Here is a 16,532-nt window from a genome sequence, read left to right on the forward strand (position 1 = left end):
AGAAGCCCGACCCGCACATGACCCCAAAAGTCGGAATGGCTTTTGGACAAGGATCATGTGCCAACACAATAATTACTGCGTCCTTGTGCGCCAAGCGCGGGAAACAGTAACTGGCCGATTGATATCGACATGGGAAAGACTTTGCGGCTTTTCAAGAAACCATGGTTTCGAATACGCCAAATGCTTGGAATCAGAACCGTTTCTTTGCGTGATCGAGGCCAATGACGAGAAGCCCCGCCGCCAGCGCCCAGAAGGCCGAACCTATTCCGGCGATAGTGATGCCGGATGCCGTGACGGCAAACGTAACGATCGCTGCCAGTCGTTCGTGCTCGATCGTCAGGGCAAGCGTAAGGGCATTGATGAAGGCGCCGATCAGGGCGAGCCCGGCGACGAGGGCGATCAGCGGCGGGGGCAATACGGCGAACAGCGCAACCAGAGACGCGCCGAATATGGCGAAGATCAGGTAGGAAAGTGCGTAGAAAGGACCGGTCAGCCAGCGTTTTGCCGGATCGGGATGCGCGTCCGGGCCGGTGCAGATCGCGGCGGAGATTGCCGCCATATTGCTGGTGTGAGCGCCGAAGGGAGCGGTGATCAGCGATACGAGCCCGGTCACCTGTAGCGCCGCCGCCGTTGGCGGCTCGTAACCCGCTGCACGAAGCACCGCGAAGCCCGGCAGGTTTTGCGATGCCATCGTCACCAGATAAAGCGGCAAGGCGAGACCGATCATGGCGCGCATGTCGAAGACCGGCACAATCATCGTCAGGGTGGAAAGCTCGATGCCGGGGACACTCTCGACCCGTCCGCTGACAAACGCATAGATCACTCCGCCGAAAAGTACGGCAAGCACGGCCATGGCGGGATTGAACAGCCGGATGACAAAGAACAATAGAATGAGCGGAAGGACAAATAGCGGATCTATCGGGATCGTCCGCGCTGCGGCGGCGACAAACGCGAAGAGAACGCCGGCCAGCATGCCGGAGGCGATGGATGCCGGGATCCTCGATACGAATGCTGAAACCGGCTTGATCAATCCGGTGAGAATGATCGCTATCGCGGTTACAATGAATGCCCCGGTTGCCTGGGGCATGGTGAAACCGATAGAACTGCCGATGAGCGCCAGTCCGGGTGTGGACCAGGCTGTTATAACAGGCATCTTGTAGCGCCAGCTCAGGTAACCGGTCGCTGCGAACATCGCGAGGCAGACCGCGGTTACCCAGCTTGCGGTCTGCTCCTGCGTTGCGCCGAGCGCCTGCGCCGCTGCGATGATAAGCGCAAGCGTGCCGCCAAAGCCGACAACAGCAGCGACGACGGCGGAAGCAATCACGGAAGGGCGCATGGGAACCTGAGGTTGGAAGGCCTATTGGACGGAAGAAGCGATTCGATCGATCAGTGAAGACACGGTCCGGGTCAAAAGTTCAAGATCCTGCGGACGCGACAGGCGGTGATCCCCATCGCGCACCAGTGTAATCGTCACATCGTCGACGGGCAAGTGATCCACCAATCGCAGCGCGTGCGTATAGGGCACGTCCTTGTCCTTCATGCCTTGCAGGATATGGACCGGGCAATCGGTCTGGATCACACCCTTCAGCACCTGGTTGGCCCTGCCATCCTCGAGCAGGGCCTTGGTGTATATGTAAGGCACGGATGAGTAGTCGGATGGTTCTTCCATATATCCGCGCTGTGCTATCTGCCGCCGCTGATTATTGGTCAATTGCGGCTCGACAAGCTCCGAGGTGAAATCGGGTGCGGGCGCGATCAGCACGAGACCAGCCACGCGCCCACCTTCGCCAAGTTTCTGCAATTCCTCGATCAGCCGCAAGGCGATCCACCCGCCCATGGATGAGCCGACGACAATCTGCGGACCGTGGGAAAACTTGCGAAAAACCGCAAGGCTCTGCTCAAGCCATAAGGAGATGGTGCCGTCGCGGAATTCGCCGCCCGATTCGCCGTGACCGGAATAGTCGTGCCGGAGGAAGGCGAGGCCGCGTTCGGATGCCCACTGGTCGAGCCATTGCGCTTTGCTGCCGAGCATGTCCGAGTAATAGCCCCCCAGCCAGACGATTCCCGGAGCACGCCCCTCGCGCCGACGCAATGCAATGTCCACGCCTTTGACGTCCAGGAACTGTGGTGGGGATGCGTCCATCAAGCTTGCTCCATTGGTTGATCTGCTGTCTCGACGCTAAACAGAACGTGGGAAGCCCGCAACATTTGCATAAATCCTCGACAAGCCTATATTGGTTTCGAGTGATTTATCCCGAAAAAACTGCTATTGCCATTCGCCTGCGCACAGAAGCATTGCGGCTCCGGCCTGACGGTGCTATTTGCGGTTCCGAAATAATTCAAGGAGACTACTGCCATTCGCCGACCCTTTAGAGCCCAGGCGGTCCAGAAAGATGGACCTCGTTCCAACCGCGATATCCGCGTACCTCAGGTACAGCTTATCGATGCCGAAGGTGAAAACCACGGGATCGTAACCATCCAGGCAGCATTGGCGATGGCCGATGAGGCGGGGCTTGATCTCGTCGAGATCGTACCCAATGCCGAACCGCCAGTCTGCAAGATCGTTGATCTTGGTAAGCTGAAATACCAGGGCCAGAAGAAGGCCGCGGAAGCGCGCAAGAAGCAGAAGACGGTCGAGATCAAAGAAATCAAGATGCGCCCGAATATCGACACGCATGATTATGACGTGAAGATGAAGGCGATCAAGCGCTTCTTTGAAGAGGGTGACAAGGTCAAGGTTACGTTGCGGTTCCGCGGCCGCGAAATGGCCCACCAGGAACTCGGCATGCGCCTCTTGGACAAGGTCAAGGAAGATACGCTGGAAATTTCCAAGGTCGAGGCCGAACCTCGGCTTGAGGGCCGCCAGATGATGATGGTTCTGGCGCCGCGCTGAAAACAACATAGCTTCATAGAAAAGCCGCCTTCGGGCGGCTTTTCCTTTGGATGCTCACAATTCGAAAGCCCATGATGGCACTGAACTCTCTGCGGGACATGTCCCGGTTCCAGCACCGCAGGCGCATTGCAGTTGCTCTCCTCGTCGGTCTGATCCTGATTGCCCTTCTGACCATACGATCGGCCTGGGCGGGCGAAGTCCATGAGTATATCGAGGATTTCGGCATCGGCGTGATCGTCCTGACGATCCTCGGACGCATGTGGTGCACGCTCTATATCGGCGGACGTAAAAGTTCGGAAATTGTTCGCACAGGTCCTTATTCCATAAGCCGTAACCCGCTTTACGTCTTCAGCACGCTCGGTGCGGCAGGTATAGGCATGATGACAGGCAGCCTGATCGTTTCGCTGGCACTTTCCGTCATCTGCTACATCGCCTTCCGCTTTGTCATCGCTGCCGAAGAAGGTTATCTCGAAAAGGTTTTCGGCGAGGTCTATGCCGTTTACAAGCGCGAGGTACCCCGATTTTTCCCCAAGCTCTCCCTCTACCGGGAGACTGAGGTGCTGACGGTAAAGTCTTCGATGCTTTACCGGACATTTACCGATGGACTGGTTTTCTTTGTTGCCTGTCCGTTGCTGGAGTTCGTCGAATATTTGCAGTCTGTCCACGTTCTGCCGGTCCTGTTGAGGCTCTACTAAGCTTTTCGCCGGCTCACGCGATTCAACTGTTGCGCTTTTCCAAGCTTCTGGTAATAAGCACCCGTTCAAACCGCCCGGCAGGGCATGCCGTGGCGGTTTTGTATGCTTTCAGGCTTTGGTCGGCCTGAAGTTAACAACAGAGGCGGTTATTTCGCAGAAATGACAGGGCCCTCAAACAGAAAAGAGGCGCAGCGTGCCGAAGGCACGACAGGAAAGCGCCAATAAGGAGTAGCAAAATGCCCAAGATGAAGACCAAATCTGCTGCCAAGAAACGGTTCAAGATTACCGGGACTGGCAAAGTCAAAGCCGCCGCCGCTGGCAAACGCCATGGCATGATCAAACGTTCGAACAAATTCATTCGTGATGCACGCGGGACGATGGTCCTGGCTGATGCCGATGCGAAAATCGTGAAGAAGTTCCTGCCAAACGGTCTTTGATCGGGCAAACGTTATCCATCCCAGGAGGCGGTCATTTCGGAAGAAATGGCAACGAGCCTCGAGTTAAGGAGATCATATCATGGCACGTGTAAAACGGGGCGTTACGTCCCACGCCAAGCATAAAAAAGTTCTGAAGCAGGCTGAGGGTTTCCGTGGCCGCCGCAAGAACACGATCAAGACCGCCAAGGCTGCTGTCGATCGTTCGAAGCAATATGCCTATCGCGATCGCAAGAACAAGAAGCGCACTTTCCGCGCGCTCTGGACCCAGCGCATCAACGCTGCTGTTCGCGAACATGGCTTGACCTATAGCCGCTTCATCGACGGTCTGTCGAAGTCCGGCATCGAGGTTGACCGCAAGGTTCTGTCGGATCTCGCGATCCATGAGCCGGAAGCATTCGGTGCGCTCGTGGCTTCTGCAAAGAAGGCTCTCGAGTACCTGAAGAACACCACACCGAACGCTTTCGAAGGCGCTGTACACGCTTAGTCAGCCGCTCCCAAAGCATTCACGAAACTAGATTTGGGAAACCCGCGCTGGCTCGGCTGGCGCGGGTTTTTCGATTTTCTGTATGGACGAGCAAGAGGCGGTCATTTCGTGGAAATGACGGGATCCTAGCAACAGGTGAGAACGATGGATGACCTGATACAACTGGAAAGCGTGCTTGCCGCGCAGATCGAGTCAGCAAATGACGAAGCTGCCATAGAGGCGGTCCGCATCGCTGCGCTCGGCAAGAAGGGTTCGATTTCAGAGAAGCTCAAGTCGCTCGGCTCCATGTCGCCGGAAGAGCGGCAGCTCCAGGGCCCTGCGATCAACGGGCTGAAGAATCGGATTGCGGAAGCGCTGACCGCCCGCAGGAATGCGCTCAGGGACGCTGCTATCAGCTCGCGCCTTGAAACTGAGAAGGTGGATATCACGCTTCCCGTGCGCGCTGCGCCGGCAGAACGCGGGCGCATTCATCCCATCAGCCAGGTTGTCGATGAAATCACTGCGATCTTCGCCGACATGGGCTTCTCCATCGCCGAAGGTCCCGACGTCGAGACCGACTATTATAACTTCACCGCGCTCAATTTCCCCGAAGGCCATCCGGCGCGTGAGATGCATGACACCTTCTTCTTCAATCCGGACGAGAATGGCGAGCGGCGGGTGTTGCGTACGCATACGAGCCCGGTCCAGATTCGCACGATGGAAAACCAGAAGCCGCCTATTCGCATCGTCATTCCCGGCAAGACTTACCGTATGGACAGCGATGCCACCCACTCGCCCATGTTCCATCAGGTGGAGGGACTGGTCATCGACAAAACTGCCAACGTCGCCAATATGAAATGGGTGCTGGAGGAGTTCTGCAAGGCATTTTTCGAAGTGCCGTCGCTGAAGATGCGCTTCCGTCCATCCTACTTCCCCTTCACCGAGCCTTCGCTGGAAGTGGATATCCAGTGCGACCGTTCCGGCAGGGAAGTCAGGTTTGGCGAAGGCACCGACTGGATGGAAATTCTCGGCTGCGGCATGGTTCATCCGAATGTGCTGCGCGCCGGTGGTCTCGATCCGGACGAATATCAGGGCTTTGCCTGGGGCATGGGGATCGATCGCATAGCCATGCTGAAATACGGCATGCCGGACCTGCGCGCCTTCTTCGACGCCGACGTTCGCTGGCTGCAGCATTACGGCTTCCGTCCGCTCGACATCCCGACATTGTTTGGCGGCCTGAGCGCCTGACATCAAGGAAACGACGCGGCTTGCCGATGTCTCGTAATTCAAACTTTCGAAACGGGTGAAATCATGAAATTCACACTCTCCTGGCTGAAAGATCATCTAGAGACTGACGCATCGCTGGATCAGATCGTCGAGACGCTCACCATGATCGGTCTCGAGGTCGAGTCCCTCGACGACAAGTCGGCGCTTAAGCCCTTTGTCATCGCCAAGGTGCTGACGGCTGCGCGCCACCCGGACGCCGACAAGTTGCAGGTACTCACCGTCGATACGGGCGATGGCAAGCCGCTGCAAGTCGTGTGCGGAGCTCCCAATGCGCGCGCTGGCCTCATTGGTGCATTCGCCGCGCCGGGCGCCTATGTTCCAGGCATCGATATCACGCTTTCCGTCGGCAAGATCCGGGGTGTCGAAAGCCATGGCATGATGTGCTCGGAACGCGAGCTGCAGATGTCGGATGAGCACAATGGCATCATCGACCTCCCGGCGGATGCGCCGGTCGGAACGAGTTTTGCCGCCTATGCCGGTCTCGACGATCCGGTCATCGAGATCAATCTGACGCCGAACCGGCCGGATTGCACCAGTGTCCACGGTATTGCCCGGGATCTCGCCGCAGCCGGCCTTGGCACGCTCCGCAAAAAGCCGGTCGAATCCGTCGCGGGTGCCGGCGAGCCGCAGGTCAACGTGACCCTCGATCTCAAGGATGAGCCCGGCTTGTGTCCGGGGTTTGCATGGCGCACGATCAAGGGCGTCAAGAACGGCCCCGCCCCGAAATGGCTGCAGCAGCGTCTGATAGCGATCGGGCTGCGCCCGATCAATGCGCTGGTCGATATCACCAACTATGTCACGTTCGACCGGGGTCGTCCCCTGCACGTCTTCGACGCGGACAAGGTCAATGGCAATCTTACCGTGCGTCGCGCAATTGATGGCGAAAAGATTCTTGGCCTCAACGGCAAGGAATATACGCTCCGTTGGGACAATGTCGTCATTGCCGATGCGGACGGCGTGGAGTCGATTGCTGGCATCATGGGCGGCGAACATTCCGGCTGCGATGAGAACACCACCAACGTCGTCATCGAATCTGCACTCTGGGATGCGTTGAATGTCGCCCGCACAGGTCGAGACCTCGGGATCATAACCGATGCGCGGTATCGGTTCGAACGGGGTGTCGACCCCGAATTCATGATCCCCGGACTGGAGCTCGCGACGCAGCTGGTTCTTGAATTCTGTGGTGGTGCCCCATCGCGGACGCAGGTGGCCGGTTACAAGGGTCACAACTCCAGGATCGTCCGGTTCCCGGCATCGGAAGTCAAGCGGCTCACCGGCATCGATGTTCCGGCTGAGAAGAGCCTCGAGATCCTGTCCCGCCTCGGCTTCAAACCGCAAGGAAGCGGCGAAGTGGTCGATGTCGCGGTTCCTTCCTGGCGTCCAGATGTCGACGGCAAGGCAGATCTCGTCGAAGAAGTCATGCGCATCCACGGTGTCGACCGTATCGAGCCGCAACCGCTGGTCAGCCACGCCGCGGTCAACGGCAAGATACTGACGACGCTGCAGATACGCACCCGCAACGCTCGCCGGGCGCTTGCCTCGCGCGGCATGATGGAGGCCGTTACCTGGTCATTCATCCCGGAATCATCGGCCAGGGCTTTTGGCGGCGGCCAGAGCGAGTTGAAGCTTGCCAATCCTATCGCCGCCGACATGTCGGACATGCGCCCCTCGTTGCTGCCGGGCCTGCTGGCTGCTGCCCAGCGTAATGCCGATCGCGGCTTCAGTGATCTGGCGCTGTTCGAAGTCTCCGGCACATACGAGGGCAACACGCCGGAAGCGCAGCGGCGCGTCGCCGGTGGTGTTCGCCGTGGTACGGCCAAGCTTGAAGGCTCCGGCCGTCACTGGTCGGGCAATGCTGGCCCGGTTGGTGTATTCGACGCCAAGGCCGACGCGCTTGCAGTGCTCGAGGCCTGCGGAGCGCCGGTGGAAAAGCTGCAGATCGAAAGCGGCGGTCCCGCCTGGTATCATCTAGGACGTTCGGGCACGATCAAGCTCGGGCCCAAGGTGATCCTAGGAACCTTCGGCGAATTCCATCCGAAGACGCTGGAAACGCTCGACGTCGCGGGTGCCCTGTGCGGTTTTGAAGTTTTCATCGACGCCATTCCGGAACCGAAGCAGAAGCCGACACGCACCAAACCCGCGCTCAACCTTTCGGATTTCCAGACAGTGCGCCGCGACTTTGCGTTTGTCGTCGACAAGTCCGTGGAAGCGGGTGCGATCCTGCGGGCGGCGCTAGCCAGCGACAAGAAACTGATCACCGGCGTTCAGGTCTTCGATCTGTTCGAAGGTGCGTCGCTGGGTGCCGGCAAGAAGTCGGTCGCGATCGAAGTGGCTATCCAGCCGCTCGAGCGGACGTTGACCGACGAGGATCTCGACACGCTGACCAAGCGCATTGTCGAGAGCGTCGGCAAACAGACCGGCGGCGTTCTGCGTGGCTGACATATTCTGGATGTGAGGGCGCCGAAGGGGTGGGCAACGCCTGCGGCGCCCTAGTTGCGATTCCAGCAAGCGGGCGAAGCTTGAAATGCTGAAATCGCAAGAGAGGGGATCGCGATGGCTGAATCCCCTTTTCCAGAGCTGGAGGACTCTAGAATTTGAACTCGGCAAGATTTGCCGGTGTGACGATTTTCGCCGGGCCGAGGATCAGTTCGCCTGCTGCGCCGATGGTGTATTCGCCCAGGCGGCCGGCGGTAAACTTGTCGCCTTCCTTTCCTTCTATCTTGCACTGCGCCAGCGCCTGTGCTGCGTGATAGGTCAGGTATCCAAGGTCAGAAACATTCCACCAGATATCCTGGGCGCTGCCATTCTTGATATATTTTGAAATCAGCGTTGCCGGTGCAAGCCCCGTCAGCTTCACCTTGCCGGTCAGGCCGGCCTCTTCGAGCGCGCGGGCGGCGGCAGGCAGGCCGATACCGGCGGGCACGATGATCGCTTTCAGGTCGGGAAATGCCTGAACGAGCGCCAGCGCCTGCTGCTGGTTGACCTGCTCGCTTTCTTCGCCATAGGCAACCTGCATCAGCTTCAGTTCGGCGTACTTCGGATCGCTCGCCAGCTTGTCCTTGATGAACTCGATCCAGGTGTTCTGGTTTGTCGCGGTTGGCGTCGAAGAAAGAATGGCAAATTCCCCCTTGCCGCCGGTCAGATCATAGGCGCTCTGCAACATCATCTCGGCCAAGCTGTCACCCTTCGCCTGGTTCACGAAAATCGACCGTGCCCCGGCCGCAACATCTGAATCGTAGGATATGACCCGAACGCCCTGTTTGGCGGCACGCTTCAATGCTGGCGCAACTGCATTGGCGTCATTGCCGGAAATGGCGATGACGCCGACTTTTTGTGACACCAGACTATTGATGAATTCGATCTGTGCCTCGGCGGTGCCCTGTGACGGCGCAACCTGAATGAGCGTTCCCCCGATTTCCTTTTGCGCTTCCTCGGCGCCTGTTTTGGCAACCTGGAAATAGGGATCCGTATCGAGCTTGGGCAAAAAACCGACGGTAACGGGCTCTTTGGCGCATTCCTGCGCAAGCGCCATACCCGTTAGCGGCCCGCTGGCGAATATACCCGCTAACAAAACCTGTCTAAGCAACTGCATGATCTCCTCCTTTACCTGAACACCGGAAAAATTGTTTGAGCAAGGGGCCCGGTTTCACCCTTTGCTTTTGCGCGGATGCGGCAAGGCAATGAACCAGTTCAACAGGGGCGCCGAATAGTTGCCGAACAGCAGTGAACCGATCAGGAGCAGCCCGATCACCATGCCTTGGGCATCGCCGCCGATCTGGTTCAGCGCCAGAAGATTGCGTATGACCGAAAGCAGCACGAGCGCCAAGAGAACGCCGGTAAGCTTGCCTTTGCCACCGAATACGCTGACGCCGCCGAGCAGGACGATGGTAATTACGTCGAGTTCCATGCCAAGTGCATTATTGGCGCGCGCATTGGCAAGCCGGGCGGTGTAGACAATTCCTGCAATCGCACAAATGATCCCCGTCGACACGAAGAGAGCTGCCGTGATCCGTTTCACGGCAATTCCTGAATAAAGCGCAGCGAGCGGATTGCCGCCCAACGCATAGATGCGTTTGCCGGTCGAGGTCTTCTGGAGAACGACAGCGAAAACCGGCGCAAGGATCAGAAATGGCAGGATAGTCTGAGGGATACTGGTCCCAGGCACATTGTCGATGCCAAAATTCAACAGCGGGTCGGGCAGGATATTGATCGACCCGGTGCCGAGCAAGATATACCCGATACCACGATACATCGCCATCGTACCAAGTGTGACCACAAGCGAAGGCAGTCCGAGATAGGCGACGAAATAGCCGTTGAAGGCTCCCAGAATGCCGCCGGCCAGCAACGTGAGCGGCAATGCCAGGGAGAGCGGCACTGAAGCTTGGACCATCAATCCGAACAGAACGCTGGTCAGCGCCAAAATGGAGGCAACCGACAGATCGATCTCGCGGACAATGATCAAGAGCGCCATGGGAAGCACCAGCAATGCTTTTTCCGAAGCACTCGCTGCCAGTTGCGACAGATTGAAAGCGGAAAAGAAGTTGGGAACGAAGACGATGCCGTAGCCGATCACGGCAATTGACGCTGCCAGCAGCAACAGATCCCAAAATTCCAGCCGTCGAATGAAGTTGGTCATGATGTTTACCTTGCGCGTTGTTGGGCATGCGCCGCCCGGCGCGTGACAATCGCATCAATCCCGATCGCAAGCAGGATCACGAGGCCGTAGACGCCCTGCAGCCACAGTGGATCGACCCGCACCAGCGTCAAACCATTCTTGATGACGAGAAGCGTCATCGCTCCAAGAGCGACGCCGAGGATGGTACCGGCGCCACCGCGTATGGCGACGCCGCCGACAACCGAGGCAGCGATGACCGTCAGCTCGAATCCGCTGGCAACGCGGGCATCTACGGTCGCATAGCGCGAGGCCCAGAGTGCGCCGCAAATGCCGGCAAGCAGCCCGGCAAGCGTGAAGGCAAGCACGACACGCCGCTTTTGCGGAATGCCGATCATGTCGGCTCCGTCGGGGTTGGAGCCCGTGGCGAAAAGCTCGCGTCCAAGCGCCGTGCGTTTCAGCAGAAATGCCGAAAGTACAAGAATTGCCAGTGTGATAACGACGATCAGCGGTATGCCGGCAAGCTTGTAACCCGTCATGTCGAGCCATGCCTGCGGTACCTCGTCGGCACTCACCTGATCGCCGGCCGCCCACAGGCTGTTGAATCCCCGATAGATCGACAAGGTGCCGAGCGTCGCGACGATCGCAGGAATGCGCCCGAGCGTCACAATGCTCCCATTGATGAGACCGGCTGCAATGCCAACGGAACAGGCAACGGCGAGGCCGCCTGCAACACCAAGCTCCGGAAAGGCCGAAAGCGTGCTCGCCGATGCATAGGCGGCAAGCCCGATGATGGCTGCAACCGACAGATCTATGTTGCGGGTGATCATGACGAGCATCTGACCAAGCGCAGCAACCATCAAAAGCGCAACGTCCATCGAGACAGCCGTGATATTCGCACTGCTGAAAATGCGTGGATTGACGAGCGCGACAGGAATCACCACGGCCGCCATTGCAGCCGCTAGGCCGAATTCGCGATGCTCCAGCATCCGGCTCCAGACGCTGCGGCGTCCAGCGTCACCAGCATCCACACCCGTGCGGTCCTCCAGCTCATGTGTCGCGGCTTTCAGCACGAGCTGCTGTGTTGCCTCTGCCTTGGAAAATTCGGCGGTTTTTTCCCTTTCGCGCAGGACGACAATCCGGTCGCTCATCCCGAGCAATTCCGGCAGTTCAGAGGAAATCAGAATAATCGCCATGCCCTGTGTTGCAAGATCTGCAATCATCGCGTGGATTTCGGCCTTGGTATTGACGTCGATGCCCTGGGTTGGTTCGTCAAGGATCAGGATCGATGGCCTGGTCGCCAGCCATTTCGAGATCACCACCTTTTGCTGATTCCCGCCGGAGAGCTGCTTGATCGGCTGGTGATAGTCCTTGAACCGCAGTTTCAGCCGCTTGAGCTCGTCACCGACGATGTCGATGGCGCTTTGCGGGCGGTAAATCCCGTTGCGGCTGGCCTTTGCCAGCACCGTCAGTGCCGCATTGTCGAGGATGGCGAAGTCCATCACCAGACTCTGTCCCATACGGTCTTCAGACACATAGGCTATGCCGGCATTCATCGCATCGCGCGGCGAGCGGAATTCTACGGGTTTGCCGTCGACCAGTATCTGGCCGCTGCGCGGCCTGTCGACGCCGAAAATCGCACGGGCGATTTCCGTGCGGCCACTTCCCACCAGGCCGCCAATTCCGAGAATTTCGCCTTTGCGGACATGAAGGTCGATTTCGCTGTCGGTCCCCTCGACCACGAGCTTTCTGAGTTCCAGTGCAACCGGCAAAAGCGAGGCTTGGCGCTGTGGATAGAGCATGGTGATTTCGCGCCCGACCATCATATGTATCGCGCGTTCGCGGCTGAGCGAAGACGCCGGCTCGACACCCACCATCTGCCCGTCACGCAAAACCGCAATGCGATCGGCGATGCGGAAAATTTCGTCCATACGATGGCCGACAAACATCATGGCGACGCCATGCGCACGCAAATCCTCGACCACTTTGAATAGCCGCTCGACTTCGCGCTGCGACAGGGCTGCCGTCGGCTCGTCCATGATCAAGACCCGGGCCTTCAGCGAAAGCGCCCGGGCAATTTCCACGAGTTGCTGCTCGGAGGTGCGCAACAGACCAAGTTTTGTCGTGGCGGAAACCGCAAGGCCCACAGTGTCGAGGACGGCCCTGGCCTGGGCATGCATCGCCTCCACATCGATCAATCCCGCACTGTTTAGCGGCATATGCCCAAGGAAGATGTTTTCGGCAATCGACAGGTCGGGAAACAGGCCCGGATGCTGGTGCATCACGGCAATGCCGGCATTTTGTGCATCGGCAGGCGACGCGAAAACCACCGGTACGCCGTCGATCTCCACGCTACCCTGTGTCGGTTGGTAGACCCCGGCCAGAAGCTTGACGCAGGTGCTTTTCCCGGCGCCATTTTCGCCGAGCAGCGCCAGCACCTCACCACGCCGCAAATCAAACGATGCCTCTTTGAGGGCAACCGTTCCGGGAAACGTCTTGACGACTTTGTTCAGGCGTATCGGCGCAACTGAACCGCTGTCAACGGCAACGTTCTGCATGCTATTCAACAGTGCCTCCTCCCGGCCGAAAACCCTGCCGCCCAACATACGCCTCTCCCGCGTATATTAAAGCAATTTGCTAAAAGAATTGCCGCGCGGGGTCAAGCGGAAAGTTTGACATTGGCCCTCGAAACGGGCAGTTTCGACTAAAGGCGCACGAGCTTTGCTGGGTGAGAGCGGCGCTCGTTGCGCCCACGACAATGGATCCACAAGTGAGTATAGATGCCGCAAAAGCGCTGGAAATGAGAGATAATGGCCGGAAAAGGCAGTAATTCTGTTCAAGTGCGGCACTATAACGAACGCGTCGTACTGGAATCGATCCGAAGGTTGAAAGACGCTTCCAAGGCGGATATTGCCCGCTACGCCAACTTGACACCGGCGGCCATCGCGACGATTGTCGATGGGCTGGAGGCCTCGGGATTCGTAAAGCAAATTGGCAAACGTTTCGGGCAGCGGGGTCAACCCTCGATCATGTACCGGCTTGTGCCTGAGAGCGCATACTCCATCGGAATACGCATAGGGCGGCGGGCATTGGACGCCGTTCTGCTCGATTTTGCCGGCGACATCCGCGCTCAGGAATCGCACGAGTACCGGTTTCCCGAACCTGCGGATGTCAAACGCTTCGGCGATCATGCAGTCGCATCCTTCAAGACATTTCTCGGCGCTGCCGCACAGTCGAGGATCGTCGGGGTCGGCATAGCTTCGCCTTATTTTTTCGGAGGGTGGGGCGAGGAACTAGGCTTCCCGGAGGCCTTGAGTTCCCGTTGGGAGAATGTCGATCTCACCACTTTATTCTCCATTGCCGCCGCTACGCCCGTCTATATCGAGAATGACGGATCGGCAGCCGGGCTGGCCGAACTTGTCAGCGGCAATGGATCCCGGTTCGAAGATTTCATGCACGTATCGATCGATACGCTCATTGGCGGCGGACTGGTGCAGAAGGGCCAGTTGCAGACCGGACCGAATGGCAATACGGCGGCGCTTGGCCCGTTTCCGGTATCGAGATCCGATCTCTTTTCCGCAAAGCCATCGACCAGCCCGTTCGATATCTTGCTGCACCGGGCCTCGGTCTATGTCCTCGTTAATCATCTTCGTGCCAACGGCATCGATATATTTCGCGTGCGAGAGCTGGATCCGCTGCCCGTTGCCGCGCGTACGCCGCTGCTTGAGTGGCAGACCGACTGTGCCGATGCGCTGGCGCAGGCGATCGTTGGTATCGTCGCGGTCGTTGATATCGATGCGGTGATCATCGACAGTATTCTGCCGCGTGCCATTCTTCAGGATATTGTTGCGAAGGTGCAGCAACGGCTGGGCGAGATTATCCCGGTTGGCTTGCTCGGACCGGAAATCATCGCTGGATCGCTCGGCCATCTAGGATCGGCCATAGGCGCTGCTATGCTGCCGATCTACGCACTTTTCGCCCCGGACAGCAGCGTCCTTCTGAAGAAGGACCAGCCTCGCAAGCCGCTGCTCATTGGAAACAGAACTGATCTTATCCAGACATGAAGGCTCTACTTCTGGATGACTTTCCAGTTCTTGTAGAAGATTGAATTGCTGCCCTTCAGGATAACGCCCATGAACGAAACAATCGCGGCAAACAGGCCGGGCAGATAGGACGGGCGCAGAATATCGACGAACAGGCAATAGCGTGTCTGGTCGGTCTGGTTGACGGACTGATGCATCAGCGTGTCATCGAAGATGAACAGCTTGTCGTCTTTCCAATAGCTCGTCGTGTCGCCGCACCAGATATAGGCCGTGCGATCGTTCATGTCGTTGATGTTGTAAAGAACGCGGATCGTCGCCCGGATAGGCCCGAAATGTTTTGAAGTCGAGTTCTTCTTGTTGAAAACGGAGACACCGATCGTCTTCACGAAATTGTACTTTTCATAGAAGGACGGCACATTGGCGAAGCTCGGCTGATCCTTGCCGTACCATTTGAAAAAGAACATGCTGCGCGCCTGCTGTTCGGCGCGTGCCTGCAATTGCCCGACGATGTTTTCCTTCTGCGTCGCGGTTATCAGGCGCTTCACCTCCGCCTGGTAATCCGCGGGAAGGTCCTGCAGCTTGTAAACTCCCTTGTTGACGTAAGGCAGTGACAATATGTCGAGAAGAATATTGAGCGGCGACAGGATCCAGGTGAACATTCCATTGCCAAAGAAATATTGCTCGACAACCTGCAGGTTCAAATTCTTGTTGCGCGACAGATCGTAAAGGCCGCAGATCAGGTAGAAGATCACCAGATACGGGACGAAATAGGCGAGGATTGCCAGAAGAACCAATCCGACAGTCCAACGCCGAATGGACTTTTTCGTTGCTTTTTCCATGGTATTCCAGGTTTCGGCGCCAGCGATGACAGACGAGGTGGCGCGGCTTGTTGAGACAAATCGATCTAGCGCGATATACAGCCGCCGGAACGTTTTTAAAAGTGGCCCGTGGCGGTCAGGAATAGGCCCACGTCATTTCCTCTGTCAAGAGCACCAAAAAGAGCGGCTCCGTAGCCGCCCCTTTCTATTGGTCCGCCCTGGTTGTCAGCCGTTCACAAGAGCAAGCGCCGCATCGGTGTAGCGCTTTCCGGCGACGCGGTCAGGCGAAAGCGCATCGCTGATTTTGGCGAGCTCGACGGTTGACAGGGAAATATCGGCTGCGGCGACATTTTCTTCCAGATGCCTGATCTTGCGGGCCCCGGGGATTGGCACGATGAAATTGCCTTGATGCAGAACCCAGGCCAATGCCAGTTGTGCTGGCGTGATACCCTTGGCTTCTGCCAGTCCTTTCAAGGTTGCGATCAGTACCGCGTTGGCATCCATGTTTTCCGCCTGGAAACGCGGCAGCGTCCTGCGCCAGTCGTCGGCGCCGAGTTCATCCGGCTTGTTGATTGTTCCGGTCAGGAGACCGCGGCCAAGCGGACTATACGGCACGAAGCCGATACCAAGTTCGCGGCAAACCTTGAAAACATCCTCTTCGGGTTCCCGGCTCCACAGCGAGTATTCACTCTGCACGGCGGCAATCGGATGCACTTTGTGAGCTCGGCGGATCGTGGCGGCGCTGGCTTCGGAGAGGCCAAGAGCCTTCACCTTGCCCTGCCTGACGAGATCGGCCATGGCACCCACCGTCTCTTCGATAGGCACATTCGGATCGACGCGGTGCTGGTAGAACAGGTCGATCTCATCGATGCCGATACGTCCGAGCGATGCTTCCGCAACCGCTTTCACATGTTCCGGGCTGCTATCGACGCCGATCATGCGAGACGGACCCTCGCCTTCATCGGCGATCTTGAAGCCGAACTTGGTGGCGATCACAACATCTTCGCGGCGGCCTTTGATGGCCTTGCCGACGAGTATCTCATTGTCGAATGGACCATAGACCTCCGCCGTATCGAAGAAGGTGACGCCAAGGTCCAGGGCACGATGCAGGGTGCGAATTGCGTCGGCCTCGTCCTGTCCGCCATAGGCGAACGTCATGCCCATGCAGCCGAGACCCACGGCCGAGACGTTGAGTTCCGTTCCAAGCTTGCGTTTTTCCATCACCGATCTCCTTGTGTGTGATTGGTGGAAGATAGGATGTGGAGCAGTGTTCGATAATTGACT

The 16,532-nt window shown here is 58.0% G+C and carries 14 protein-coding genes; 7 read left to right on the forward strand and 7 right to left on the reverse strand.

Going from position 1 to position 16,532, the window contains the following annotated elements; genetic code table 11:
• Positions 1-190 precede the first annotated feature (190 nt).
• A complete protein-coding gene (locus tag CU100_RS01765; protein ID WP_106714839.1) occupies positions 191-1,336 on the reverse strand; it encodes a benzoate/H(+) symporter BenE family transporter in 1,146 nt (381 codons plus the stop codon).
• A gap of 21 nt (positions 1,337-1,357) precedes the next feature.
• A complete protein-coding gene (locus CU100_RS01770) occupies positions 1,358-2,143 on the reverse strand; it encodes an alpha/beta hydrolase (RefSeq protein WP_407070287.1) in 786 nt (261 codons plus the stop codon).
• A 213-nt stretch (positions 2,144-2,356) separates the two neighbouring features.
• Here CU100_RS01770 and infC point away from each other — a divergent pair, with 213 nt between their 5' ends.
• The 6 genes from infC (at position 2,357) to pheT (ending at position 8,214) form a co-directional block, all read left to right on the forward strand.
• Positions 2,357-2,893, forward strand: a complete 537-nt coding sequence (gene infC / locus CU100_RS01775) for a translation initiation factor IF-3 (protein WP_106714841.1) — start codon at positions 2,357-2,359, stop codon at positions 2,891-2,893.
• 80 nt (positions 2,894-2,973) lie between these two features.
• A complete protein-coding gene (locus tag CU100_RS01780; protein WP_106715933.1) occupies positions 2,974-3,588 on the forward strand; it encodes a methyltransferase family protein in 615 nt (204 codons plus the stop codon).
• A gap of 236 nt (positions 3,589-3,824) precedes the next feature.
• Positions 3,825-4,025, forward strand: coding sequence for a 50S ribosomal protein L35 (gene rpmI, locus CU100_RS01785; RefSeq protein WP_106662221.1), 201 nt, complete (start codon positions 3,825-3,827; stop codon positions 4,023-4,025).
• Between the two features lie 79 nt (positions 4,026-4,104).
• On the forward strand, positions 4,105-4,509 hold the full coding sequence (gene rplT, locus CU100_RS01790) for a 50S ribosomal protein L20 (protein ID WP_106714842.1): 405 nt from the start codon (positions 4,105-4,107) through the stop codon (positions 4,507-4,509).
• Positions 4,510-4,653: 144 nt separating this feature from the next.
• Entirely contained in the window at positions 4,654-5,736 is a 1,083-nt protein-coding gene (gene pheS, locus CU100_RS01795) for a phenylalanine--tRNA ligase subunit alpha (protein WP_106714843.1), read from the forward strand.
• A gap of 63 nt (positions 5,737-5,799) precedes the next feature.
• Positions 5,800-8,214, forward strand: coding sequence for a phenylalanine--tRNA ligase subunit beta (pheT, locus tag CU100_RS01800; RefSeq protein WP_106714844.1), 2,415 nt, complete (start codon positions 5,800-5,802; stop codon positions 8,212-8,214).
• Between the two features lie 148 nt (positions 8,215-8,362).
• Here the strand turns inward: pheT and CU100_RS01805 are convergent, their stop codons facing one another.
• From CU100_RS01805 to CU100_RS01815, 3 genes are read right to left on the reverse strand one after another with little or no spacing between them, the layout of a single operon-like run.
• Positions 8,363-9,367: a rhamnose ABC transporter substrate-binding protein gene (locus CU100_RS01805; protein WP_106714845.1), complete on the reverse strand. Its 1,005-nt coding sequence runs from the start codon at positions 9,365-9,367 to the stop codon at positions 8,363-8,365.
• A 54-nt stretch (positions 9,368-9,421) separates the two neighbouring features.
• Positions 9,422-10,411 carry an ABC transporter permease gene (locus CU100_RS01810; protein ID WP_106714846.1) on the reverse strand — a complete coding sequence of 330 codons (990 nt, stop codon included), beginning with the start codon at positions 10,409-10,411 and terminating at the stop codon, positions 9,422-9,424.
• Between the two features lie 5 nt (positions 10,412-10,416).
• The gene (locus CU100_RS01815) at positions 10,417-12,993 is read right to left on the reverse strand and encodes an ATP-binding cassette domain-containing protein (RefSeq protein ID WP_106714847.1); all 2,577 of its coding nucleotides are present in this window, start codon (positions 12,991-12,993) and stop codon (positions 10,417-10,419) included.
• Between the two features lie 204 nt (positions 12,994-13,197).
• On the opposite strand from CU100_RS01815, the gene CU100_RS01820 reads away from it, so the two are divergent.
• On the forward strand, positions 13,198-14,451 hold the full coding sequence (locus CU100_RS01820) for an ROK family transcriptional regulator (protein ID WP_106714848.1): 1,254 nt from the start codon (positions 13,198-13,200) through the stop codon (positions 14,449-14,451).
• A gap of 5 nt (positions 14,452-14,456) precedes the next feature.
• On the opposite strand, the gene CU100_RS01825 is transcribed toward CU100_RS01820, so the two are convergent.
• Positions 14,457-15,269 (reverse strand): aspartyl/asparaginyl beta-hydroxylase domain-containing protein, encoded by an 813-nt coding sequence (locus tag CU100_RS01825; protein ID WP_106714849.1) that lies wholly within the window; start codon positions 15,267-15,269, stop codon positions 14,457-14,459.
• A 204-nt stretch (positions 15,270-15,473) separates the two neighbouring features.
• Positions 15,474-16,469: an aldo/keto reductase gene (locus CU100_RS01830; RefSeq protein ID WP_106714850.1), complete on the reverse strand. Its 996-nt coding sequence runs from the start codon at positions 16,467-16,469 to the stop codon at positions 15,474-15,476.
• Between the last annotated feature and the right edge of the window lie 63 nt (positions 16,470-16,532).

It is taken from the genome of Phyllobacterium endophyticum (genome assembly GCF_003010935.1).
GTDB lineage: Bacteria > Pseudomonadota > Alphaproteobacteria > Rhizobiales > Rhizobiaceae > Phyllobacterium > Phyllobacterium endophyticum.